Source organism: Bdellovibrionales bacterium, from assembly GCA_016714165.1.
Taxonomy (GTDB): Bacteria; Bdellovibrionota; Bdellovibrionia; order Bdellovibrionales; family UBA1609; genus JADJVA01.
This window is the reverse complement of sequence record JADJNU010000002.1, coordinates 131,504-156,784: the sequence shown is the minus strand read 5'-3', so window position 1 is coordinate 156,784 and position 25,281 is coordinate 131,504. Positions and strand designations below refer to the sequence as shown.

The window sequence follows — 25,281 nt, the reverse complement described above, 5'->3', positions numbered from 1 at the left end:
ATGAAGAGAAGAGGGAGTGCCCTATGAAATTGAAGATGATTCACGTTTACTTTACCTTACTTTTGCTTATTGGGAGCGACAGTTGCCTTGCTAGGACGAAGTTTGAAAATCCGAGGCAGAGAGGCAGAAATCCTTTGTCGAACGCCTGCGTTCAGTACCGAAAAACCAACTGCGATGGAATTGAGTATGCTGTCCAAATGGAGGAGTGTTTAAAAAAGAAATTTGCCTGGGCAGATAAATGCGAAATGGAAATGAAGGAAATCTATGACAGAAGGACGAGCGAGATTTTATTAGGCGAAGAACAAAGCAAAGCAGAAGCAACATCTCGAGCTGAAGCAATTATTGTAGAGAAGTACAGCTCAGATAAGAAACAGCAGATCAGTAATCATGAATTTAGAGCCTACCAGAGCCAAAAAGCAGAGGTGATTTTGATTGAGTATTCCAATCGAATCAAAACTCAAATATCAAAAAGAATCGAAAAAATGATGATTGATCTTGAGGCGATTAGTCAAAGTTTAAAGGGATTGGCAGAAAAGCAATATTTCTCAATCGAGGAATTCGAATCTGTTCAGCTTAAGCTTAAGAGGCTAGAATCTCGCGTTTTGGCAATTCCAAACAATTTCAGGTACTATTTGAACTATTACAATGCCAGACTGGGCACAATTTCAGTCCCTGACATTAAAGAGACATACTCAGAGGCCCTTAAGAAGTATGAAATTGCGCTTCATCCCTATCGGGTTCTTCAAGAAAAAATAGAATCCACTTCTGGATTTGCGAGTCATTTGGCTTCCAGAGTTGGAGACAAGAGAGAGAGGACGCCTTTGGAAGTCATCATCAGGCATATCGAGAATATAGACAAGGAGCGCCAGAAGAACCCAGATGACAATTCTCTTGATGAATTGTTTGCCACAGCGGTTCGAGATTGCCAATCGATCACAAGCAATCCTTCAGTTTGTACGGGTACCCGCAGATGAAATATCTCCTATTTGCAATCTCAGTAATTATTTCTTCACTGGCCCATGCTTCTGTTCTCTATGTTAGATGTGAAAATTATGGAGATCGTACGACTTGCACTCCAGCGAGGGACGGAATTAAATTTGTTGAGTTGAATGGCATAGATTTGCCCTCCTCAAGGGCGTCTGACTGTACAAAAGAGCTGTGCAATTTCATCACTCCTATACCAAGTAATACCTTAAAACTCGGAAATAATTTACTATCGTTCTCAGTCATTACAGATACTTCTGATGCAAATGTGCAAACTCATCATCGTTATACATTTGAACTGGATTCAGTCGAAATATATTCCTTTGATTCAAGAAGGACCGGAAGTGAATTAGACAAGCGGTCATTTTCGATGGATTTATCCTTGAATCAATTAGACCCAGAACTAGCGAGGCGAGTAGATTTACTCATAGAAAAAAGGGGTGAATTCGATAATAAAGTGAATGAGGCTACTGATAGATATAAAGAAATAGACGAAGAGGAAGAGAAATCACGGCAGAGAATTTCAGACCTTGAGAATCAACTGAGTCAACTGTCGACCGCAAACTTTGACGAGATATCGACTGATCTTCTGAGGAAACTGTCGATTGAATTGAAGTTCTATGAAGCTCTAAAATCTAATAAGAATCTGGTCGTAAAAAACAACGAAAAACATGATCCCTCATTAGCGAGCCGTTATGGTTCGGCGGCAGGAGAGATAGAAGAAGTAAATCGGCGTCTATCTGCTTTTGGAGCGTCTCTCGAAAGCCTTGGCGTAGCATTAACCTTACCGGAAAAGACTGGGAGTGAGCAAAGGGACGAGGACGCAGAAGAAGTTTCGGTTGAAGGCAGTCAACTTGTTAGCACGGCTATTGCGAGGTTAGATTCACTAATTAATAGATATAATATTTTCGCTGCTGATCGCAACCTTGATCAGATGGAAAACATCTATAAGGAATGGAAGTTGTTGAATCCGTATGTCTGGGACATTGTCAGTAGCATCAAGGGATTAGACGCCCCTCAGAAGCACATTCTCTATGATAGAATTGGAATGGCTGTGAAGGCCATCGGTATTTGCGAAACTGAAAGCTATTGGTATCGAGATGGGGGTCTATCAAAGGAAAATAAAGATTACATTGATAGTGAGATTCAGCTTGGAAATTCGCAATTTAAATTAATCAAATCAAAATTTAACTTTCAAAAGTTTAACGATGAATATCTTAAAAAATCTCGAGAAGTTCTGGCTCGGAATCAGTCGTTGAATGAAAGAATCAAGGGATATCCGGAAACAACCACTGAGGAGGTGAACGCCAAAGAAATAGCGAGAGCCTCGGTGAAGGTGTCCACGGAATTGTTTGTAGATTCAATGGACAGCGAGGACCTTGATAAATTGGAAACTGCCACCGATGCCCTGTCCATTGGAGATGAAGTCCTTAATATTGGCTTGGGATTCATTCCTGGAGTTGGGACAGCTGCTTCGCTCTATGAGGCATTCACCGGAAAGACTCCCTTTGGCGATCATCAACTGAGTCCTGTTGAAAGAGGCATAAGTTTAGTCGCCGCATTCGTGCCCATATTTGGGTCGACAGGCAAAAAGATTGCCACGAAATCCGTTAAGAGTTTTGGTTATTTTTCTAGTATTTTTAAGAAAATTGCATCAAAAATTCGTGGATTCGATGCTTCAACATTCAATGAAATGGCGCAGACAGGAGAAACGCTTGCTTCGTCTGCAGCGAAGCTAGGGGCAAAGACGGGAGAGGCAGTTAATGATTTTGCGGACTCAATTAAGCGATTTGCACGTAATGAGATCGGCGCTATTGGTAAGATAGAAGAACTAGCAGAACCAGCTGCTGAGTTAGGAAGAAAAGTAGATTTTCTATTAGGTAAGGCTACTGGCGAAGTTAGCAGTATTCAGCGCTCTCAAGCCATGTTAAAGGAATTTAAAGGAATTGGTTTGTTTGATAATCCCGAAACGAGAGCTCTTCTTAAAGATAGTTTAGTTAAAACACTTAGAGACCCTTCTTCAATAGCAAAACCATTAGAGGGTGGACGTATTCTAAGAGAGTCTTTAATTTCAGGGCCTAATGGTCACCTAAAAATTGAAAGTATTTGGGACGGAAACAAACTAATTACAGTAATAGTCAAAGGGTAACGTATGAGAAATACTAAAGTTATAAATATACATAAAGCATTAAATAATTGGGACTTTCAGAATAAAGTTTCATTGATTAACGAAGATAGTAAGTTAATTATTACTGTTGGGACGTCTCATTCAAATAAATATTCGATTGTTGAAGCAGATGACTTTACAATAGGAATTAATCATGAAATCGGTGGACCTTACCCCATAGTTAACTATGCAACAAACGAAAAAGATTTGTATATCGGTGTTGATAACAATCTTTTTCTAATCTCAATCTGTGACAGAAAGGTAATTTGGCATATTGTGTTAGATACTCCTTTTGTGGGTATTCATCTGTTCAAGAATAACTCTTCAATTCTTGTAATAGAAGAGTGTGGAGTAAGTAAATGGGCTTATAAAAGTAAAAGAGATTGGTCTTATGGAACTGACCTAATTACCTCTTTTAAGGTTTTGGATGGTAAAATTGTGATAACTCAAATGGACTCACCTGAACTTACATTATCACTTCAAACTGGCAAACCGGTTCCTAATTAATATATTTTGGGCCAACCGCCGGTCTGATCTTTTTGTACAAAAGTAACACTTGCAGCTTTTGTGCGCTCTCAATATTTACATAAGTAAAAAAAATTTACCAAAATGAAAAAAAAGGTCAGAAATCAAAAGAAATGGTTTATCCCACATGCTCTTTGGTTCTTAAAAGGGGGAGGTGGGATGTGTTTGTTCGTCGGATTTTGACACCATGGGTTCGGAAGCCATTTTGTCGATTTGCGGTCGCCGGGGCCGGAGCAGGAGCAGGAGCAGGAGCAGGAGCAGGGGAAGGGACAAGGCCGGGAGCGGGGGCAGGCGCAGTCGTCGCAGTTGTCGTTGGTATTGCAAGCTTCAGTTTGGCAATGAATTTGACAGCAGAACAAGCTTGGGGGGGAGTTTCAAGTCCTCGCATGGGCCTTGAAATTGAGTTTTCAGAAGTGAACGAGTATGGCCCCGTGGTTGATGGTTCTCTAAGAACCAACTTTCCGTCTTGGGAAGGGAAGTTTTTGGATTTTATTGGCCAAATCTATGGTGGAAGCTTGAGTGTGGGTCAAAAGCACAGGATCTTTTTGGATCAGAGTGGAGATAAGTGGTGGTTTGATAGGGAGTGGGTCAATGAACGGGGAACAAAGGATGGAATTGAATTGGTGTCTCCTCCCTTGGGCCCTAAAAAAAGAGACCTTTTGATTGCCAACTACGATCGGATCAGGCCGGAACTCAGTTTGGGGCCAGGATGGCAGACTTCATTTCAAATTAATGTCGAACTCAGGGATCTTTTGGATGGCTTCTCACTCTCAGAGCGACCAACAGAAAAATGGGGAATCTCGTTTGCGGATATCAAGAACTTGGATGTAAGTAGGGTCATTCGTTGGCTGCTGTTTTTAGAACTAAACGCTGATTATATTTACGCGGCAACGGCTGCGACCCGGATGGGAGATTTATACAATAAATTCTCAATTCCCCTCTATTTCAATCACATGCCACTTCTTGAAGAGCTTTATACGGCTTCTAAGGGGAGATTATCCTACTCTGAGGCGAGACGAATTTTTCTTTCTCATCACAAAAAAGAAGAAGGCTTAGCAGGCACGGGAAAGCCCTGGAAGTATCGCACCTTCAATATTGACAAATTGTTTCGGCTTTCGATTAAAGATCCAGAATGGGTGTATCCTGTTGTGGAGATACGTTTGGCCGATACCCCTGAGGACTCGAAGGAATTGAAGCGCATTCTCGATCTCTGCGATGGTCTCTTTATATGGGGAGTAGAAAATTCGAATTCTAATGAATTAGGATTCTCAGATTGGATTTCTGAAAATCACCTGAAATATTTTAACTTGATTTCAATGCACCAAAACAAATTATCCGAGAAGGTTATTCGGAGAGCGATCGCTAGAGACCTCGAAGCGAGGTTTAGAGAACCTTCGTATCGCAGCAGTTACGAAAAATTTATTGCAAGTTTGGGGCTCAATCAGTCCAGTTATATACCATTTAAAGGTCGACGGATTCCTAACTATATTTCGCAGACACATCTTGTTTATTCAGATATCTCAAAGGACAATTTTTCATGGCAGAAGCTGCCTGTGTCCAAAGGTGCTGAATTTGAGTTCACCCCAAATAATGTCCTGGAACAACAGCTAAAAGCAAACCCTCCACGCTATTTGGATCAGACCATTACGACAGAAAAGGCCACGGGCAATCGAGAAATTAGAACTATTCCGACGACACAGGTAAACGAGCATTTTGGTCGTATGAATGAGATGTGGACTTTTTTGGATGATGACCTCCGCTCGATTCATGATCATTCGCGATTTCCCAAGAAACTCATTTACGAAAGAATGCCTGTACGAAAATTGAAAGGATGGCTGGGGTTAATTTCAGATTGGATTGTTTCACTGAGAATTCTCTATCGGAATTCAGAGTATGCCTTCTCTGTGCGCACTCAAAGCCGAATGAGAATCGATATGCCCGATACTTGGCTATATCCCAATTACACTGAAGGCCGCGGGACAGTTCGATTTTTTGAGGTTGGAGATGAGATTGATATCGAAATACGGGGGTTGATGGATGGCGTTTTTGCGAAATTTGGCCCAGTGGAGGATCTTCACCGCGTCGCTCATACGGTTCTTTTGAGGGGACTGAATGATCCAAGCCTGATTCCAGATGATATTTATTTCCATCGTCTCCTGAGCGAACATGTTGATCCTCAACTCAAGCTTGAAAAATTGATTCTTGAAATTGATCCGAATTCCTCTCTCTCGGCCGATGATCTTCTGGGCTCTACGAAAAATGCGGGTCTTATGGTGCTACCTTTGATGGGATTTGAATATTTCCCGATGTTATCGGGACAGGATATCAAAGCGATGGATTTGGCCACCAAAAAATGTAAGCAGCGGCTATCAATTCTATTCAAATCAAGAACGGGACCTGGAGAAACGGTGGCAAACGAGTTTCATCGCTTGCTTGTCAAATGGGCCCAGGAATCTAGGTTTGATCATATGCTGTTTGATGCCTTGTTATCTCGTCCGGCAGCGGGAAGTAGTTGGGCTGATTTAAATTTACCTGCCCCTCATTTGCGCAGTTCCTTTCTTGGAAAAATTTTGAGACTTGAAATGAACGGTTTCGATCATCCCGAAACTCTCGTTTTTCTTAGAACTTGGTTAACAAAAGGGAGAGATTCACTTATTGAGACGGCTTTGGCTTTGAATGTGGACGTGCGCCTTCAGTTGGTCAGACGACTCGACGCTGTGAACACTCGTTCCCAACAAGAGAATCTTGCAAAAACATTGAAAATTGATTTCGCGGCAATCCTTCCGGAATCCAAACAGCGAGATCAGTTGGAGACAGGGGATCTTCGCAATGTTGATTATCTCTTAGGACAAGTTCGCCCCGGAGAAATAATGCGTTCTACCAACGAGAATCCTGCTGCTAAGGAGGTCCATTCTGTCAAGGAGGTTCATTCTGTGGATACTCCTTCTGCGGAGAATCCTATTCAGGAGACGGACATCAGCGGCCCTCCTCAGGAAGATAAAATTGAGCTCGTCAGTACCCTTCTTGAGGGAGAGAGGGTGCCTGACTGGGTGACCTCAGAAAGTAGCTTGGTGAAGTATCTTCAGAGAGCAGTCGATTTCTCAAAAGAAGTGCCGCCTTTTCATCAGAAGATTCTCGATGAAACCAGACTCAGTATGATCGAATTCATTGTTTCTCAAAGTAAATTCGGTGAGGAAAGGTACAAAGACGCGGTTTCGACCGCAAGATCTTTGTTTCAGCTGACCCCTCGATCTCTCCACTTTCTAACGCTGTCCCAGCTCGTGCATAAGCTGATCGATGGGCGCGGTTGGGTTTGTCCCTCTTGGAACGGAATAGAATATATTTTAAAAATTAGCCGGTTCATGGATGACGACGAACGGAAGGTGGCTCTTGTTCCTTTGCTTGAAGCAATGGAAGTTCATCGTCGAGCCATTGCCAATACAAAACCTTCCCACAGTCAGGAAATAATGGAAATATATGAATTCCACGGAAGTTCCGTATTTTTTGAGAAATACCCTCAGCTTCATGCAATTCGGAATCGAAATAATTTCAACGGTCGATATCTTACCTGTGCAGGCGTTCTAAGACGCTAGGTGAGATAAATGATTGAAGGGATCCTTTTTCGTTAGGACTTGACTTGAAAATATATATCTGGTCTGTAAGGCCCCTTGAATGAGCTTACCTCTACATCTAAAGGAGAATACTCCGTGAAGCCTCATCTCTCTTGCTCCCTCAAAATTAGCTTTCTATTGTTTGCTGTTTTTGTTGGGTTTGGTTTTTTTGCTAGCTATTCCTCCTCTGCGACAGAACCGCATTTGAGAGATGGTGGAAAAGCGGACCGGGCAAGGGGTTCACTTTTAGGTTTAGCATACGGAGATGCTCTGGGCCTCCTGACCGAGAGCTTAGCAAGAGATGAAATTCTAGAAATCTATGGGGAGAGGGGTCTTGTGTCTTTGGATCTCCAGCTGCCTCTAGGAAGAATATGGAACAAGCTTGGAGAAAGACGTTTTTATCGAACGAGAATTCCAGGGTTTACGAGTGATGACACTCAGCAGGCCATGGCGCTTCTTTTGGTAGCACTCAATCATCGAAAATGGGGAGATGAGGCCACGAGAGAGTTTGGTGCTCTGTTGGTGTCGGGGTTTGAAGCTGGCGCGTGGAGGGGCTATGGTAAGATGTTCTCGGGTGCTGCCGATAAGCTCCGGCAGGGAATGGATTACAGATCTTCGGGATCGGCTTCGAGTGGTATTGGAGCTGCAATGCGGGTGGCTCCGCTGGCCGGACTTCTTGATTGGTCGGAAAGTGATTTGGCCTTGGCCGCTGTGACCAGTAGTTTAGTGACTCATGCAGATTTGCGCGCAGCTGCAATGAGTTTTGCCGTTTTCAAGGCAGCGAGAATGTTTGTCCTGGGACAAACGGCTGCTGAAATTCGAGAGGAACTTCCTCGTGAGGTTCGCGCTATAGAACTGTATTTGATTGGAGAGCTGACAGGTTCGATGAACAGAGTGGCGGGGATTGCAGGCCAGCTCAATCGGCCGGGATGGCCTTTTGATCAGGCATGGCCATTTGATCAGACTGATCGACATTCGGTATCAAACGTTCTCGGAGAAGTATTGCAGTGGGCAGGGGGGCTTCAGATTTCACATGCGGAAATCTCAGACTTCGTTCTTAAAAAGGGTGAGTCTTATGTCGAGTCTAGATTTAGACGTCATATTCATCCGAATAACCCCTTTGTACTATTGGGTGGAGTTCATGCACTCGCGCTTGCTTTGCAGGATAATGCTGATCCATTGGAAATTCTCAGATACATCGTCAATTTGGGAGATGATACGGACACCGTCGCAGCAATAGCTGGGGGTATTTTAGGTGCTCGTTTCGGCACTGATTGGATCCCAGAGACAGAGTTCCACGATCGCGGGCGGATTAAAATGTACGCTGACAGATTGGTTTCGGGGGGCCTTGCTGAAGACCCTGAAGTATTTTTAGAACGTGAGGCAAGGCTCACCCAGGCGGAGCAATCATTTCAGAGAAGTAAACTCGCAGAATGGAAAGCGAATAGCTGCAGAGTATTGGTGGCATTGCCTGGCACTTATATACCCATTGCTAAATGAGGTCTGACTTCGTATTTCCTACTTGGCTTTTACTTTGAGCAGATGTCCGATTCCAAAGTTTCCGTAGATGCCCTCGGTGATTTTTTTAAGAACATTGTTGTACTCGTCTACAGGTCCGCCCATTCCCATGCTGTCAACAACAGTTCGAAAAGACCGGGTTCCTTGAGGAGACTTGACTAATTGGATGATCGCTTGAGCAACCTTTTGCGGATCTTGAGCGGGATTTGCAGCGAGAGCTTGTTCAAAGCCTTTTAGAAAAGACTCAGCCATTTCACCCATTGGACCGTAGTCCTTGGATCTATCGCGATCACTTGGACGAACAAGGTTATCAATAAAAGTTGTGGGATAACCTCCTGGCTCCACAAGACAAACCTCAACTCCAAATTGGGAAAGTTCAGTGCGATAATTCTCAGTGAGTCCCTCTAAAGCCCACTTGGAGGCATTGTACGGACCATAAAAGGGCACAGTCACTCTTCCAAGCAAGCTTGAGATGTTGATAATAAGGCCACTGCCAGCCTTTCTCATAGACGGAGCAATGGCCCGAATCAACCGGTGGGTACCAAATACGTTCACATCAAATATTTTCTTGATATCTTCAGAGGTAAAGGACTCCGTCAATCCGAGAACCCCAACGCCCGCATTGTTGATCAGAACTTCAATTCCACCCCAAGCACTCGTTGCGGCTTTGACCCCACGTTCAACACTTGCATCGTTCGTCAGATCCAATTCAACAATTTTAGCTCCTAAGGCTTCCAGTTCCTTAGTCTTGGCCTGATTACGACCCCGAATATCACGTGCGGTTCCTACGACCTTGTGTCCTTCCTTAATCAATTGTTGTACGGTCAACAAACCAAATCCGCCCGTCGCGCCAGTGATCAGAATTTTTGCCACATGCCCCCCCTATATTGGTGCGGACAGTTTAGTGAAATTCTCGCTCACTTTCAAGTCCAGTCCGGTTTAGTGAGTCCGTGTGAGGGGAGAAACTAGTCTGGTTTGTCTTCAATTCCAATATCGCGTTTGGCATCGGGAAATTCAATATCAAGGATTTGGAGAGGCCTGTCATCGACAGGCCCCTTCATTGACGAGAAAAACAGGATCAATTTTAGATCCTTCATCAATCACCTCTCGTTCGAATACTCTTTCATAAACTTTGCCAGCTCGACTTGATGATAGGTCGCTGTGCCGAGTTGCCCCTTGTTTTCTGTTGTGACTGGTGTGCCATTTTTTTGGACAACCGGGAACTCTCCACCGTCCTTGTGATCGATAAAATGGGTAAAATAGAACCTAAGAATAGAATCTCTCACCTCTTGGGCGTCTGCAGTTATTTCAGCGCTTGCAAAAAGATTTATTGACAATGCCTTTGTAAGTGCCAAGAGCGCCTCAGCTTGCTGCCACCAGGCCTTGTTGGTGTTCCACATAGGTTGTCCATCCTCTCTTTTGAAGGCATCAAAAACGCCCCCAGATTCTCGGTCAATAGCACTAGATTTTAACATTGACGTGAGAATATCTTGAGCGACGTTTAAATAATTCTGCCTGACCGGTTCTGGTATTTCAGAAAATTCTGCCGCACGCATTAAAAACCAAGCGGCTTGAAAGTTATGACCAGTTATGCCAATCGTAAATGTTTGAGGACCTTCTGAAGTCTCCATGGTTTGTTTTTGCCAACCTCTCCAATCAGGCCGCCAGTCGGGAGTGAAATTTTCAACAATCCACCCGGTGCTCTTGTCAACGAAGTGCTTGCTGACAATATCAGCGAGCTCCTGGACTGTGGCGAGGTACTTGACCTTATTCCTTGTCGGAAGCTTGGCCAAATCGATGAGAAAACTGGTTGCGACATAGACGGTGGAATTGTAACTCTTTGTTCTGACTGGTCTGTTAATGGAACGATCAAATGCATCAAAAAATCCTCCAAATTCTTCGTCATGAAAACGATCATAAAAGGAGGAAAAAATTTCCTCTATTTTTTCTAATAAGGCTGGGGATTCCGTTTTGGTGTAAAGTGCAACTAAACCATTTAACCCGTAGGCTTGCTCATTTACTATAAGTTTTATCTCTCTTTCGTGGCTGGAGACGCCCATAAGATCGATAACTGACTTGAAATAGGGTCCGGTTTCGTCAGCAGAGGTCATTTTCTCCAAAACAAATGCGGCTTGCAGTTTGGCATAATTCAGGTAGTTTGGATCCACTTCAGATCCATGAGCTAGGCCGTACACCATTCGACTGGACGCGATGATGTATCGCAAATCGCTTGTTACAGTACCGTCATTTGCGATTTCGGAATGAAAGGAGCCACTTCTGTGATCCCATCCCTTATTTATAAAAAAGTTATTTGCATGGGCTATCGAATTGTCCCAAAGTCTTGGGTTGTTCCATCTCAAACTTTCATCTCGTCCGTTGGCTGAGCCCTTAAATCGATTCAACCCATTAGAGATCATTTCTTGCTCTGAAGGAATCGTAAAGAAAAGATAGCCCTTTTGAGACTTATCTATTGCGGCGGCTCGCGATCCAATGGGAGATCCCAATGGAATGTGATGAGCCCTCGCGACTCCTTCGACCTTTTCAATGGCTTGTAGGACGCGAGGATCGTCCATCTTCAACCGGCCCAACTTTAATGCTAGGTCATAGGGACCAATATGGAGAACATCAATCCCTGGGACCGAGGCGATCTCTTCTATGTTTTCAACCGCCTCTGGTGTTTCAATCATCACAACCACAAGAATTTGATCATTTGCGTTTTGGATTGCCTCTCTTGACATGTCCGAATTCAACCAGCCTGTGGATCGACCTGGTCCGAATCCACGATTACCTTCCGGTGGGTATTTAACCCTCTTAATAAAATCACGAACCTCTTGAGCGTTTCTTATTTCGGGAACAACAATTCCGAGCGTTCCCGTTTCAAGAAATGGCTTAAGATTCGAGACATCCCAAGATGGTATTCGAATAACTGGAATCGCCGGTGTTGTCATATGAAAGGCCTGAATAGTTCTTAATGCGGATTCAGGCGTGAACGGACCGTGTTCCGCATCAAGCCATACAAAATGGGTTTGCGAGGCTATTTGAAATGCACTTGTTGGATTTGGCTCCATGAGAAATCCGCCGTAGACGATTTGGCTGGAGTTCAGCGCATCCTTAACTGGATTGTGATATTGAGATGTTGGAGTAACGAGCAAAGCTTCACATTTTGAGTGTCCTAATGCCCCAGATGAGAAACACCAAGTCGGTAACAGGAAAAGTGCAATGGTGGATAACCGAAATGAATTATTCATATTTACTCCCCTTTTTAATTTGAGACATCGTAATCCCGTCGTCTTTGCTTACAAAGCGCCCTTGTAAATATGACAGAGGCATCATTCATGAGTGTATGAAAAAGGAAGCATACTTAACAAAGGGAGTGGTTTCACTTGCGTTCAGCTTATTTTTCCCATTTTCACAAAATGAAAATTATTTGAACTCAAGAAATGATTGGGAGAAGAGTGGGAGCGGTAGGGAGATTACGTCCCAAGCTCCGATAGCGCTCCTGAGGAAAATTAAAAATGCGATATATGGTATTTACCACGGAGGCAATGCCTAGGTAGTCTTCCTCTTTGTAACTGGACGGCTTGTCTTCGCGCTTGCGAAGAGTGGAAAAGTCCAGTGGATGACCCATTGTGCGGATTCTGCTTGGATCGAGTTGCAGATGAGCTCCCGATAGAACTTCATCGGAGGCGATAAAATCGCTTCCGCCAACAACCCATCCATGACGTACGCCCTTGCCTCCTATGATTAAACTGCTATTCAAAGGGTTGTGGTCCGTCCCAGACGCTTCCAAGGCGACACCTTCCTGTCTCATCGAGCGGCCAAATTCTGAACCGATAACAAATGTTGTGACGTCCATCATCGATTGTCCATCGCGAAACTCCGTTTCGATAAGTCCTTTGATAATTGTTTTCAATTTTTGCGTTAGAGATTTTGCGAGAGTGACTGAATCTTTGACGGAAGTCGCATCATGGGTATCCACTGACTGTGGTAGATTGAGGGACAAGACAGCTGACTTTACGATCCGTGATCGAAAGAAACTGCCCATCAATTCGAGAAATTGAACTTCTGGTGATGCCTGAGGTCCCTGGGATGGGTTGATGAGGACTCCTGCCATCAATTGGGCAAGCTCCGAACTTTTAGAAAAGGCCTCTCCCATCCTGAGCGAACCCAGAGAAAAGCGTCCTCCACCCTTTCCTAAAGAAAACATGCGCCTCATCGCATGGGTGATTTCCGAGCCGCCGCTATTCAAGGAAGTCAAATGTTCATTAACTTTTGGCAAAAGACGTCTCGCAGAATCTGGGCTCAATGGTACCATCTTGCCTGAATTTTGTAACTCAGCGAGAAGAAAACCGCTGACGAGTCCATCGAGGGGACTCTTTTCCTGAAAGTTTAAATGTGGAACAAATGATTCGCCTCCAAAAGCATTTCCAGTAAGAAAGAAATTCATGTTTTGGTCGTGCCCATCAAAATTGGTTGCCATCAGAACGCCATTGATCACTGAAAAATAATCTTGATATGCCTTGAGATCTCTGGTGGTTGATGTCGCGAGGGTGCTAACTCCATTTCGCCCCTGCCAAATCTGAAGATCCTCAGAATTGTGATTTACTTGGAGACCGCTCTGACTCAATTCCATGGGACGAGAATCGAACATGTAGAGAGGGTCGAATCCGCCCGGAATCATCACTTGCAAGAAGAAGTGGTCTTCTGAATCCTGTGGTTTTAATGCCAGAGGAGGATTTTTTCTTTCAGCCAGCGCAGATTTCCAGGTCATTCCACCAGAGAGACAATAGGCCCCTAAACCGTGGATGGCGCCCGTTAGAACTCTTCTTCTCGTAATGGGTTCCATGATAGTTTTCCTTCTCAATGACGCAATAGAAAATAAGGGTTAAACAAGATTGCGAAAGTCAGTTTTTCGATGGCTTCGTCATGTCGCCACATTCTAGCGTCTCCACTCAGGGCAAGCTCTATCCATGGAATCATTTCTTCGAGGGGTGCTTCAAAACCCATTGTCACAATCCAATACTGAGTCAGTATTTTTTCGATTTCTCTTCCCGCAGGCCATGAACAAAAGCCTGAGCAGCTTGGGAAAAAGTGGCGTTCAGCGGGAGAGCATCAGGTTGAACACAAACATTGCTGATACTTTTAGAAAATTCTTTGAGTATTAAATACCACAAAAGCATATTGAGGGAATTCGGTTCTCCATTGTTGAATCGACTGTTGTACCCACTTCCCTGATATCCGCCGAGTAAATCAATTAGATTGGTACCTGTAAACACTCCCAGAGAAGGATCCACGTATTCTTCTCCAAGGTAGCGACTGAGTTCAAAGGATGCTCCCTCTTGAAGAAACCTTTCCTTTATGAGCCTATTTATGGCCACATAGCCTCGAAATTCTGCGCCATTTTTTCCAGAATCCTCTTTTCCTGGACTACCATCTGGAGCCCCTTGGGATATCGGAGGTTTGGTTACTCCCATTCCGACACCGCAAGAAGTGAGCGCGCCGGGGCACGAGATCCAGATGAGGATCGACCAGAGAAAAGACATCGGGCGATTCGCATCTTTTCTCATTTTGCACCGCCTAGCATTTCGTTGGACCAACGAAAAAGTGCTTCGCGGTCTCCGGGTTCCATAAATTGCTTTAAAGGCATCCTTCGTTCGGGTTCAGAGGAATTAAGTCTCTCAATGATTCTTGCGAAAGTTATCGCAGAAGGAAACTGTTTACCTGCTAGATCCACATGAATAAAGTGGGGGATTGGGTCTTCTTTAGATGATTCCGCCCAACGAGTGACATCGAGGCCACCCAAAAGATTATTCGGTTGGTGGCAGCCAGCGCAATTCTTCTGCAGAAGAAAATTCACTCGGCAGGGAGGACTCTTTCCAGGCTGGTGTCCTGGCGTAAAATCATAACACTCTTGAGGATTCAAATCAGTCTGCAAAAAACTTTTTCCCAAGATGATGTCTGCGACCAACTCTTTAAAGGCGAGGGACGAGTTAAATTGGGCCGTATAGGCGTATTGATGAGTGAGAAAATCCAAATAGCTTCCATCAATGACCTGATTCTCAGCAACCAAATATTCAAATAAGCGTTTAACAAGGCAATGTTTCACCTCGGGTGCGGATTTAATGATCTCAAACAAATCGTGAAGATCAACTCCGTAACTATTGCGCCAAGTCTCTTTGACTGAACGAATATAACCGATGTTCCATTCTCGATTTTCGGACGGAGTGGCCTTCCAGGCATTTTGGTATTTAGATTTGTCGAGGACATTTCCGTCATCAAAGGTGATTTGGCTTTTTTGACCGAAATTCTCAAAACCCAAGCCCATATCTTTGAAAAAACCTGCCATAGGGTCAAGACGATGGTGGCAGGCGATGCAGGAGGGCGCGGAACCGTGGCCATGCTTGGTAGAGAATTCCCCATCTTCAACTCCGATAGGCATCAAATCATCACAGAAGAATCGAGACAGGACAAAGGAAGCTCGCTTTCGGTTGTAGTTTGTAGAGGAATTAACGAGAGAGAACCTGAGGCCGGTAAATTGATTTATGGGTTTGTGATTCAAATCAGTCATCTCAAAGGTTCGGATTGCAGTTAATTTTCGATCAGAATAGTTCTCAGGTTGAAAAGCTGATAAGCGCGAGAAAAAAATTTCGTTCTTTGACTTTGTTTCTTGTAGGGCTTGGACAAAATCAAATGGGATAGAATTGCTCGGGGTACAATTGTTCAAAAGAGAGGTATACCATCCCTCGATAGGTCCCAAGCTTATAAGATTCAAAGGAGCACCAAGCGAAAAATAATAGCTAACCGTTTGATTCAACGAATCCAAAAGTGATTTACAGTTTTGCAGTTGGCTGCGCAATGGATCAGCTGCTATGTCGGCTATCAATTGATCAAGTGGAGATTGGATCCCTGCAAATATTTTTTCTCTGAGATCTTGTGGTGGCAAACTTTTCCATTCTTCTGGGGCACCCTCTGGTAAAAGAGGCGGTTTAAGGGGAGGGGCGAAAAGCTTTTGGTTCAATTGGAGAAGAGCTTCATAATCTCCGCATTGCAAGGTTTTTATCGCCGAATTAATAGCCTGGGAGAAATCAAAAGGACCCTGTGTCAGCATTCCAAAGTCATCTCTCAACCGATCGCGCTTGAAACCAAGAAAATAGAGATTAAAATCGAGGACAAAGTCGCCAAATTGAACATCATCTATAAGAGAGTGTACCAGATCCCTTCGAGTTCTTGATAGTAAGGCCCCTACGTCGTCAGTGGCACGCAATCCGCTTCCACCTCTAAGAAGACGGTATGCCTTCGCTAGCCACATCTTTCTTTCGTTTTGAGAGATCTCAGGAATAGGATCAATGATCCTTGTTCTGCAAAAATCTTCCGGTTTCCCTCTGAGTATAATAGTTGAGCCGTCCCGAGAAGAATGGATAGCATCGCAGGCCATAAGCGTGAAAAGCGAAAGCAGAGAAAATGTAAAAAGACTATTGAGTAAAGACCGAGCGGTGCCACCTATTGGCCTTAACACGGATTTGACCACCTTTCTCAAACTTCAGAAGTTTCTAAAAGCCTAGCAGGCGGAGATCAGGTCAGCAAATTTTGAATAAATAATTATGCTGAGAGGTCAAATGGCCTTGATGAGATAAAATTATGGCAATCTATTACTTTTTAGTTGCGAAGAAAGGTAAAAACACAGAGATGCAGAATCAGTTCACTGCGGTCGATTCACTGGACAGGGCTTTTTTTAAGTTGAGACTTAAAGAAGGTCCAAATTTCCTCGGCGGCCTCGATGGGTAGTCCATCAGAAAGTTGCGGCCATCCATGTTGTCCTTGTAGGACAGAAAGTACTTTGATAGGCTTTTTTTCTTCAGAGGTGTAGACTTCCGTGAGGAGATCGGCTGTCTCTGACTTTATAGGTGTTACACCCACGAGATCATTGGTCTTCAGCCAAAACTCAAGACTCTTGCTCACAGACAAATAGATCCTTTGTCCCGAGGTGTCTGGCCCATGGCCGCCGTCGTAGGGGACACTTCCATCTTGTTTACCGTGAATGATAATCAGGGGCAAAGGGCCCAAAGGTATGTCAACCGTCTGAAGGGGCGAAGACGAATTTTTCTGCCCTCAAACTGTTCCCGACACGACGCCCAGGGCAGTTAAAAAGCCCGAAGGATTTGCAGCTCCCACTGCATAAGTCATCATGCCACCATTTGAGTGTCCGCACAGAAATATCTGCTCCACTACGGGATGATAGAGGAGTTTTAGCTTTGCAGCTAAGGCGCTCAGGTAGGCAACGTCGTCAGGCCTTTGAGTGCCTGAGCCTTCGAAGAGAGTATCATTCCAGGTGTTGTCTCCTTCTGCCTCCAGCCCGGTTGTAGCCTTTGTTCCAGTGGGGTATGCAACGATAAATTTTTCTCTTTCTGCGATTTGAGAAAATCTCGTTTTAGTTGGCATTCGCGATCCGGAACCACCTCCTCCATGCAAAACTAAAACCAAACTTGTTTGCAAATCAATCGTCAGATTGCTTGGAACATAAATATAAGTCGTTCTGGAAATCCCATTGAATTCAATAACCAGTTTTTTGTGGTTCACTCCATCTATTGTCGTGTCTGAGAGACCTGGATCACTTGGGTTAACGACTTGGGGCGAATTCTGTTGCTCAGAGCGATCAGGTTCTTTGGAAGGTTTAAAACTTTGGGAGTCACAACCAAAGAACAAGGCGGAAGCCAATAGCGCATGTATATATTTTTGACAGTCGAAGTGACTAATTCTTTTTGTTTGAATCTTAAACATCGTACCCCTCTGTGATTCTTTTTAGGTTGAGTAAATGAAATATTGTGCAAAATATGGGCCTGGCTGTTTCACCGCTTGAAAGTGAAAACACCAATTCTCGGAGTTAAAGCTCTGACGAGTAAACACCAAAATGGAATTTCAAAAAACATCAAACGCTATGAGCCTTTTCTTAAAGGAGCCAACAAGGTCTTTTCCAATTTCTGGAAGTGGGATTCGTGACGTCTTTCAGGAGGATAGAGCTTGAATAAAATGTCAGCCGTGTTTTTCTGGCCGGCTTCAAGAAGAAAGGTCACGGATTTTTCGATCATGAGGGGATCGCTATTTCCAGTGATAATTGCATCTCGGAAGGCACGAAGTGCACTTTCCTCCATATTCTTTTGAACAAGAAACTTTCCGCAGACATAAAGAGCGGCGGAGACCATTTTTTTGAGAGAGACCGTTGGCTTTTCAAGTTTTTTGAACTTGTCAAAAAGCTTCTGTACTTCTGCAAAGTTATGAGTAAAGACGGCCAATTGAATTACATTTCCGAGGCGATGAGGGCTCATAGGAAAAGCGGCGTTAATTACTTGAGCCACTCCATATGCTTCGGGATATTTTTCCTGTTTTTCGAGGATTTCCAATTTTGAATTAAGGCAGCGAAAATTCAAAGGGCTTTCTTTTAGGCATTCTTCATAGCAAGTGAAGGCCTCATCTAGTTTTCCTCTGCCTTCATTTGTCTTTCCTAAATAGTAATAGAGAGAAGAACGACTCTCGCAAATAGGTTCCGCCTTCTTGAAACACTTTTCAGCTTCATCCCACTCCTTTAGTTCTAAGTGCTTTTTCCCCTGGTCAATGAGGCGAACATATTCTGAGGGATTTAATTTGGGATAAATGATCTTAAGAAGATGCTCTCGCAGGTGATTTTTTGAAAAGGGCTTCAATATATAAGCATCAACGTCTCCTTCGGCGGCTTCTGCGACGGCGGTCTCTGATGCGTTGGTTGTGACGATCATGAAGAGCTTTTCAAGACGATTTTCTAGGTAGCTGTTCATTTCTGTACTCAGTTCAAGCGCTGATTGCTCCCCCACATAGAACTCAGAAATAATGATCGATGGTTTGTGCTGCTTCATCGTTTCCAAAGCTTCTGAAAATTTGACCGAACTTATCATTTGATTTTCTTCGACCCCGAGATCCAAAAAAAGACTTTTGAGCCCCTCACGAGAGGCAGCCGAATGGTCGATGATCAGTATTTTCTTAGCCTTGAGATATTGGCGAGCCGTTCTTTCTAAGGTTATTGCGTCAGCTGATAAATTCATGATCCACCCCTCATGCGTTCAAAAAGAGCCGTCAACTCCTGCTGTACCTTAAGAAGTGTCCTCTCCATTTCATCCCAAAGCTTGTCGTCTTTCTGAGATATCTTAAGTTCCGCAAAGAATTCGCTCGGCTGCGCAGAATCACTTCTGAGGGCCGTCACTACCCCCCTCACGGGAATTGCGATCTTAATAAAATCTCTTTGCAACTCCAATTCGACGTGCAGCCGTGACCCAACCTGGGCAAGTTCAGGAGGGATTGAAACAAGGAGCTGACTGGACTCAAAACCGACAACGGGAAACCCAGAAGGCTGCTTGGATTCAATCTTCAATCCATTTGCCAAATTTCTGATGAATAGAACTTTGATTAATTCGTCTGTTTTCACAAGCCGCCTCTCCTTGGTGCCCGGAAGATCATTGACTATAATTAGATGGTCCTACTCGCCAAAGCCTCCGCCACCAGAAGAGTGCATGATCACAATATCTCCGGCTTTCATTGTGAATTCCCCTCGCGCAGGCATTTTTTCTCTTTCCTTAGAATTTGCCTTCTGAAGATAGAGTTCCGCCGAACTCGCCGACTTTCCACCCTCCCCACCTTCGGGTTTTTGTGAGGCCTGAGTGATCATCCAGCGAAGCGTTGCAGATGACTTTATCAGAATTGCTTTAGTCGCGCCATTGCCACCCTCAAAATTGCCACTGCCCCCCGACTTTTGTCTGATGGTGCAGGATTTGACCAAGAGAGGGTAACGTCTTTCGATTTCTTCAATGGAAGGTTCCAAATGGCTTTTCTGCCATGGATTGATGGAGTCATGTCCTCGACCGGAGCTACTGGCAGCCATGCCAGGTTCCAAAGTATCAAAGAAAAAAAGTCCATTGCCAAATTCTAGTTCGAATGAACACAGTGAGGGGCCGGAGCGAGCGAGCCGGATAGACGGATCGATTCCACTCAGAACTTGTAAAATGAAATTCGCCAACAGACCAGCCCCGTCAGTCATTCCTTGGTAAACAGGAGCCGGATATTTCGCGTTCACTAAAGTCCCTTGAGGAGCTCTGACCTCAAAGCGATCGAATATTCCAGCATTCAGAGGAATGTTAGATTCGATCACAGAAAGAATCGCTCCCACGCATGCGCCCAGAGTGGCGCCATCAGTCAGGTGAAGGTGAGCCGAAGGACCACTCCCAGAAAAATCGAATTTTATTTTCCCTTCAGTTACATCGAGATTGAGACGAAGTTTTTCTCCTGAATCCAAAGTCATTTCTTGGGAGGTTTCTCCAAATGCAATTCGTCCTAGAAGAACCGAAAAGAGTCGACTGGATTCTTTGAAATATTGCCTTAATCGAGGCTTTGACCAATCCAAATAAGCACTAGCGGTATCCTGTTTCATTTGCTTTACCGAATTGTCCATTGCCTCAATCATTCGGTGCACGCCATTGAGAAAATCTCTTGGGCATTGGGGGTGATCAGAGATCACGCGTAAAAGACCTTCATTGAGTTGTCCATTGTGACGAATAGGCGTGGGCGGAATTCTAACGCCTTCATCTTCAACCGTATCTGTCATTTGCAAGCGTGGCTTCAGGTTAAACCGGACGCAAAACAGGAATTCTGCAGATCCACCCAACTTTCTTGGCTCAAGATGGACGCCCATCATCAGTGTCATCGCGGTTAGCGTAGAACCACCACAGTAAGGGTCATTCGTAAGGACAATATCTCCTGCGCTGACTTTTAAGTATTTTCCAACGGTTTCCGTAACCACTGGAAGTGTTCCAATGTCTGGTAGATTTTGATATTTAATATAAATCGGCAAATGGTCTGCTGTCATCAGGGCTGCAGCTTGGTAAGGTTCAAACCAACGTTCAAAAAAGCAGTTGAGCTGGGCGAAATAGAAGGAATCCTGCATTTGTTTAGAACGACCCATCATTGACTTTCCTTCAGGTTGAGGAGCTGTTCACAGAGAGGTTGGTTGAAGTCAAAGAGTGGAGAAAGCTGGCATTCGCTGAGGAGAGGTTCAAGAAGGGGAACCATAACTGACGACATAGGACCTGTCGTTCGAATCTTCTTGCTTCGGCTGTGGGATCGAATTTCGGAGGCAAACAAATTCAAAGCGGTCTCTTCCATCCAGTTTAGAATGTCAGATTCTCCGTAGTTTGACCCTGCGAGAGCTTCTCGGCTGTAGGCTCCGAAAGTTTCTTTCACTCTTTGGCCCATTTTTGGATTGAGGTGATGGTGAAGCACTTCAATGTCTCCCAGTCTGTCATTGGCAAAGAGAAGATCGAGAAAAAGTGGATTAACCCCTTTGCCAAAACACATTGGGCCCGGCTCAAAACCGGCTACCTCACGGGAAAAGGTGGGGCAACCAAAAATACTTTTGGTGATGACTGTGCTTGGCTGCAAAAGAAGCTCTCGAGTTTCAACGTGTTGCAAAGAAACGCGGCCAAAATCGCTCATCCAATCAAGTTGGTTTTCACAGTGGCCGGGCAAAAGAAAAAACTCCTCCAGGCCCATATAGAGGACCGCTTCTGATGGATCTCTTCTGGCCTCATTGAGGAGGAAGGCAGAGCCAAACAAGGAGCCAAGTGGAGAATCCCAGTTTTTATGTGCCGGAGCGGAATCCCCCAGAATCAATTGAAGTAGACTTTCGTTCTTTAAGGTGGTCCCAAATCCAGAGACAATTTGTTCCATAAGGACCTTGAAGGCAGGCTCCAGATAGGCATTTAAGATCGAATGCCACCAACGTGGCTTTTCTGCTTGGGAAAGGGGCAAATTGTAAGAGGGGTAAACTCTCAGACCGTGTTCCTTGAGAAATTCTTCAACCTGCTTCTCGTGAGAAGGGTTCATCGTTGCGTGAAGAAGTCCGAGGACGGCGTGACTGACTTTGTTCAGTTTCAGTTTTGCGACAAGAAATTCAAGCTCTTCTGGATCGAGAGGCTTTTCTTCTTCTCCCTGGGCGTTAATTCGGCCCGTGAGCCCAAAAATCAAATGGCTTGAGAGAGGAGGTCTGGTGCGGTTTGGACGTATTGAAAAGTGGTCATTTATAACTGGAAGATTCATCGTGGGCCAATTTTCAAATCCTTCGGTAACTAAAAAGGCCGGATTCTGACCCAATCGCCGAGCGATAATTTGACGAGCCAATCGCGTGGCAATCCGAACTTCTTTGATCTCTGTGATCCTGTGTTCTTGAACAAAGCGTTGAATTCCCTTCGCGAGGGGGATTTGAGGCTGATACCAACGCCAGAACGGAATTCCCGCTTGATCATCCTGTTTTGCGGATATCTCCGCAAACGACTCTCCAATATAAAGACCGATTGTCCACGACATCTTGAATCCTTTGACTGGAATTGTTAATCACAGTTCATGCTCAAAATCAAAAAAAGGATACAAATGAAAATCTTGGCCTCGCCTCAGACGACGCGGAGCAAAATTGTATTGAGAACTTGCTTCAGGTGGGATTTCCCATTTGGAGTTTCGAGCTTGATGAGTATTTATGACCATTAAAGATCTTAGAAATGGAGATAAGATATGCCTAAAGACAAACTCAAAGCGGGGTTCGTTGTGACGATCGATGGACCTGCTGCCAGCGGAAAAACTTCGGTGAGCAGAGAAGTGGCTCGTCGATTGGGATGGAGATGGGTTTCAACCGGGGCATTCTATCGTGGTCTTGCATTTTTGGTGAAGAGCCATCAAATCGACGTCAGTGATGAAACAAAAATAGCGGAGCTCATTCGTCAGGCGGCTTGGGAGGTTCGCCTCAGTCCTGAGAGGACCCAAGTATTTGTTAATGGAGATGACGTGACCGAAGAGATCTACCGTGAGGAGGTTGGTGAAACGGCCAGCCTGATCAGTCAGTTTCCCTCTGTGAGGTCGAGCCTACTAAAGGCCCAACGCGATTGTTGTTTGGGTGTGAAGGGTCTGGTGGCAGAGGGCCGTGACTGCGGTACAGTCGTTTTTCCCGATGCGCCTATAAAAATTTATCTGGAGGCGTCCAGCGCCCTTCGGGCGGCGAGAAGAGCCCAGGAGGAGGGATTGAAGGTGGAAGTTACCGCAGCATCCCAAGCCCTTCGGGATAAGCAAGACAGTCACCGCCAGGTGGCACCTCTTCAGATCCCGCCTTCCGCCCATCGCATAGATACCGGCGATCTCACCTTGGAAGAAGTGGTGGAAATGGTCGAAAATTTGATTCGGAAGGATCTCGGATTGAAAGGCGTCAACTAGCTGAGAATACTCGACAATGATCAATCTGGCTGAGTCATGCAGGCTCTTGTCAATTCATTTTAAAGTTGTGAGCTGTAACAAACACAAGGGAGATGATTGCTGGGGGTAGACATGGTGACTGCTGCAATGGCAAACTCTCAGGGGGCAAAGTGTAAAAATCCCTTTGACATTGATTAGATAGATCTTATAACGAGAGGCTTATCTCAAATAGCCACGGCCTTGAGAAATTTTAGAAGGGTAAGGACGAAAAGATCCTTTTCCCGCAGGAGGTAATTTTTGGAAATGGTAGCAAATAAAAAAGCCAACAAATCAAAGGCGCAAATATTGCGAGACAATGTTTTGGCGGCACTTGATGCTGGGGATTCTGAGGTTCCAGCAAATCCCAGTGCGTTCGAATCAGCAATAAGGAACGTAGAGAATTTCGAGGAGCTTTTTGAGAAGTCTCTCGGGGAGAGGGATTTTAAAGTTGGTGATGTGGTTCACGGGCGAGTGGTTGAAGTACAGGAAGACTATGTTTTGGTCGATATTAACTACAAGAGTGAAGGCATGATTCCGATTTCTGAATTTCGGATGGTTGAAGGCGAGCGGAACGTGAAGCCTGGTGAAGAGGTCGAAGTTTTTATTGACCGAATTGAAAATGAAAACGGAATGGTCGTGTTGTCAAAGGACAAAGCGGACATGCTCAGGGCTTGGAATGATATTTCGCGAGCTGCCGAAAATGAAGAGGTCATTGAAGGAACTGTTATCGCTAAAGTCAAAGGTGGTTTGAGCGTTGACATTGGTGTGAAGGCCTTCTTGCCGGGAAGCCAAATTGATTTGCGTCCTGTTCGCAACATGGATGTGTACATCGGTAAAACTTATAAATTTAAAGTCATTAAGTTCAATAAGCGTCGGGGCAATATTGTACTGTCTCGTCGAGCACTTCTTGAAGAGGAAAGAGAAAGTCTACGTACTCAGACTCTTGATGCCATGAAAGAGGGATCAGTGGTCCGAGGTATGGTGAAGAACATCACTGACTACGGTGCTTTCATTGATCTCGGTGGAATGGATGGACTCCTACATATTACGGATATGAGCTGGGGACGAGTTAAACATCCATCCGAGCTATTGAACGTCGGTGATGAAATTGAAGTGATTGTGCTCAAGTTTGATAATGAAAAAGAGCGAGTGAGCCTGGGAATGAAACAACTGAAGGCCGATCCTTGGGAAGAAGTTGCAAAGCGATTTCCAGTAGGTCAGAAGCTTTCCGGAAAAGTTGTGAGTTTGGCTGATTACGGTGCGTTTATTGAGCTCGAAGAAGGAATCGAGGGCCTTATTCATGTGAGTGAGATGAGCTGGACCAAGAGAGTTAAGCACCCCTCACAGCTGGTAAAGGTCGGAGATGAAGTCAATGTTCAAGTTCTCGAGGTAGATCGTGAAAATCGGCGCATCAGCCTCGGCATGAAGCAATTAGAAGTGAATCCTTGGGTTGAGCTAAAAGAGAGCTACGGACCTGGAACGATCATTGAGGGCGAAGTTAAATCTGTCACTGATTTTGGGGTCTTTGTCGGAATTGAAGAAGGCATTGACGGTTTGGTTCATATATCTGACTTCTCGTGGACACGTCGCATCAATCATCCTTCTGAGGTTTACAAAAAGGGTGATAAGGTTCGCGCTGTGGTATTGGGCGTTGATATCGAAAATGAGCGTTTTAGTCTGGGTATCAAGCAGTTGGAAGCGGATCCTTGGTCAAACATTGAAAGCAAATACCCAATTGGCTCTCAGCGGGACGTGAAGGTTGTGAAGTTGGCGGATTTTGGAGTCTTTGTTGAACTTGAGTCAGATATTGAGGGGTTGATCCATATCAGTGAATTGAGCACCAAGCGTGTTGAAAAGCCAGATGAAGTTGTCAATGTAGGCGACGTCATCAAGGCCGAGATCATTTCAATAGATAAAGATGCTCGAAAAATTGGACTCTCAGCCAAGTTAGTTAAGCTTCGAGAACAGAAGGCTGACGTCGAAGACTACGTCAAAAAGGCGACGGCAACTTCGAAGACGAGTTTTGGTGATCTTTTTGGGGATACCCTAAAGAAGGCCACTGACAAACAGGGTGAGTCTGTCGAATAGCCTTTGGTTTTGGCCAGACCTTTCATAGGGTCTCTGAGTCTCTGCTGAAGTGCAAAAAATAAAAAAAGAGCTACCAAGTTGTTTGGTGGCTCT

Annotated in this window: 19 protein-coding genes; 7 read left to right on the top strand and 12 right to left on the bottom strand. The window is 44.7% G+C overall.

Annotated features, from left to right (window positions below):
• Positions 1-23 precede the first annotated feature (23 nt).
• The 5 genes from IPJ71_11875 to IPJ71_11855 all read left to right on the top strand — a co-directional run bounded on the left by IPJ71_11875 (position 24) and on the right by IPJ71_11855 (position 8,787).
• Positions 24-974, top strand: coding sequence for a hypothetical protein (locus IPJ71_11875; GenBank protein MBK7844377.1), 951 nt, complete (start codon positions 24-26; stop codon positions 972-974).
• A complete protein-coding gene (locus IPJ71_11870; protein MBK7844376.1) occupies positions 971-3,133 on the top strand; it encodes a hypothetical protein in 2,163 nt (720 codons plus the stop codon). The genes IPJ71_11875 and IPJ71_11870 overlap by 4 nt, the downstream gene beginning before the upstream one ends.
• Positions 3,134-3,136: 3 nt before the next feature.
• Positions 3,137-3,658, top strand: a complete 522-nt coding sequence (locus tag IPJ71_11865) for a hypothetical protein (protein MBK7844375.1) — start codon at positions 3,137-3,139, stop codon at positions 3,656-3,658.
• Positions 3,659-3,837: 179 nt separating this feature from the next.
• Complete coding sequence (locus IPJ71_11860; GenBank protein ID MBK7844374.1) at positions 3,838-7,269, top strand: hypothetical protein; 3,432 nt, start codon at positions 3,838-3,840, stop codon at positions 7,267-7,269.
• A 114-nt stretch (positions 7,270-7,383) separates the two neighbouring features.
• Positions 7,384-8,787: an ADP-ribosylglycohydrolase family protein gene (locus tag IPJ71_11855; protein MBK7844373.1), complete on the top strand. Its 1,404-nt coding sequence runs from the start codon at positions 7,384-7,386 to the stop codon at positions 8,785-8,787.
• Positions 8,788-8,805: 18 nt separating this feature from the next.
• Here IPJ71_11855 and IPJ71_11850 read toward each other — a convergent pair whose 3' ends face one another.
• From IPJ71_11850 to IPJ71_11795, 12 genes are all read right to left on the bottom strand, one after another.
• A complete protein-coding gene (locus tag IPJ71_11850; protein ID MBK7844372.1) occupies positions 8,806-9,678 on the bottom strand; it encodes an SDR family oxidoreductase in 873 nt (290 codons plus the stop codon).
• 227 nt (positions 9,679-9,905) lie between these two features.
• Positions 9,906-12,053 carry an AGE family epimerase/isomerase gene (locus IPJ71_11845; protein ID MBK7844371.1) on the bottom strand — a complete coding sequence of 716 codons (2,148 nt, stop codon included), beginning with the start codon at positions 12,051-12,053 and terminating at the stop codon, positions 9,906-9,908.
• A gap of 185 nt (positions 12,054-12,238) precedes the next feature.
• Entirely contained in the window at positions 12,239-13,651 is a 1,413-nt protein-coding gene (locus IPJ71_11840; GenBank protein ID MBK7844370.1) for a DUF1501 domain-containing protein, read from the bottom strand.
• Between the two features lie 14 nt (positions 13,652-13,665).
• Positions 13,666-13,812: a hypothetical protein gene (locus IPJ71_11835; protein ID MBK7844369.1), complete on the bottom strand. Its 147-nt coding sequence runs from the start codon at positions 13,810-13,812 to the stop codon at positions 13,666-13,668.
• Between the two features lie 20 nt (positions 13,813-13,832).
• Positions 13,833-14,372 (bottom strand): hypothetical protein, encoded by a 540-nt coding sequence (locus IPJ71_11830; GenBank protein ID MBK7844368.1) that lies wholly within the window; start codon positions 14,370-14,372, stop codon positions 13,833-13,835.
• The gene (locus tag IPJ71_11825) at positions 14,369-16,321 is read right to left on the bottom strand and encodes a hypothetical protein (protein MBK7844367.1); all 1,953 of its coding nucleotides are present in this window, start codon (positions 16,319-16,321) and stop codon (positions 14,369-14,371) included. The genes IPJ71_11830 and IPJ71_11825 overlap by 4 nt, the downstream gene beginning before the upstream one ends.
• A 197-nt stretch (positions 16,322-16,518) precedes the next feature.
• Positions 16,519-16,860, bottom strand: coding sequence for a hypothetical protein (locus tag IPJ71_11820; GenBank protein ID MBK7844366.1), 342 nt, complete (start codon positions 16,858-16,860; stop codon positions 16,519-16,521).
• 54 nt (positions 16,861-16,914) lie between these two features.
• On the bottom strand, positions 16,915-17,583 hold the full coding sequence (locus IPJ71_11815) for a hypothetical protein (GenBank protein ID MBK7844365.1): 669 nt from the start codon (positions 17,581-17,583) through the stop codon (positions 16,915-16,917).
• A 155-nt stretch (positions 17,584-17,738) separates the two neighbouring features.
• Positions 17,739-18,878: a response regulator gene (locus tag IPJ71_11810; GenBank protein ID MBK7844364.1), complete on the bottom strand. Its 1,140-nt coding sequence runs from the start codon at positions 18,876-18,878 to the stop codon at positions 17,739-17,741.
• Positions 18,875-19,258, bottom strand: coding sequence for a hypothetical protein (locus IPJ71_11805; protein ID MBK7844363.1), 384 nt, complete (start codon positions 19,256-19,258; stop codon positions 18,875-18,877). Before IPJ71_11805 ends, IPJ71_11810 begins: the two co-directional genes overlap by 4 nt.
• 51 nt (positions 19,259-19,309) lie before the next feature.
• On the bottom strand, positions 19,310-20,791 hold the full coding sequence (locus tag IPJ71_11800) for a hydantoinase B/oxoprolinase family protein (protein MBK7844362.1): 1,482 nt from the start codon (positions 20,789-20,791) through the stop codon (positions 19,310-19,312).
• Positions 20,788-22,188: a hypothetical protein gene (locus IPJ71_11795; protein MBK7844361.1), complete on the bottom strand. Its 1,401-nt coding sequence runs from the start codon at positions 22,186-22,188 to the stop codon at positions 20,788-20,790. The genes IPJ71_11800 and IPJ71_11795 overlap by 4 nt, the downstream gene beginning before the upstream one ends.
• 201 nt (positions 22,189-22,389) lie before the next feature.
• Between IPJ71_11795 and cmk the strand changes: the two genes are divergently transcribed.
• Together cmk and IPJ71_11785 are read left to right on the top strand one after the other, a co-directional pair.
• Positions 22,390-23,082, top strand: a complete 693-nt coding sequence (gene cmk / locus IPJ71_11790; protein ID MBK7844360.1) for a (d)CMP kinase — start codon at positions 22,390-22,392, stop codon at positions 23,080-23,082.
• A gap of 282 nt (positions 23,083-23,364) precedes the next feature.
• On the top strand, positions 23,365-25,188 hold the full coding sequence (locus IPJ71_11785) for a 30S ribosomal protein S1 (protein ID MBK7844359.1): 1,824 nt from the start codon (positions 23,365-23,367) through the stop codon (positions 25,186-25,188).
• Positions 25,189-25,281: the final 93 nt, after the last annotated feature.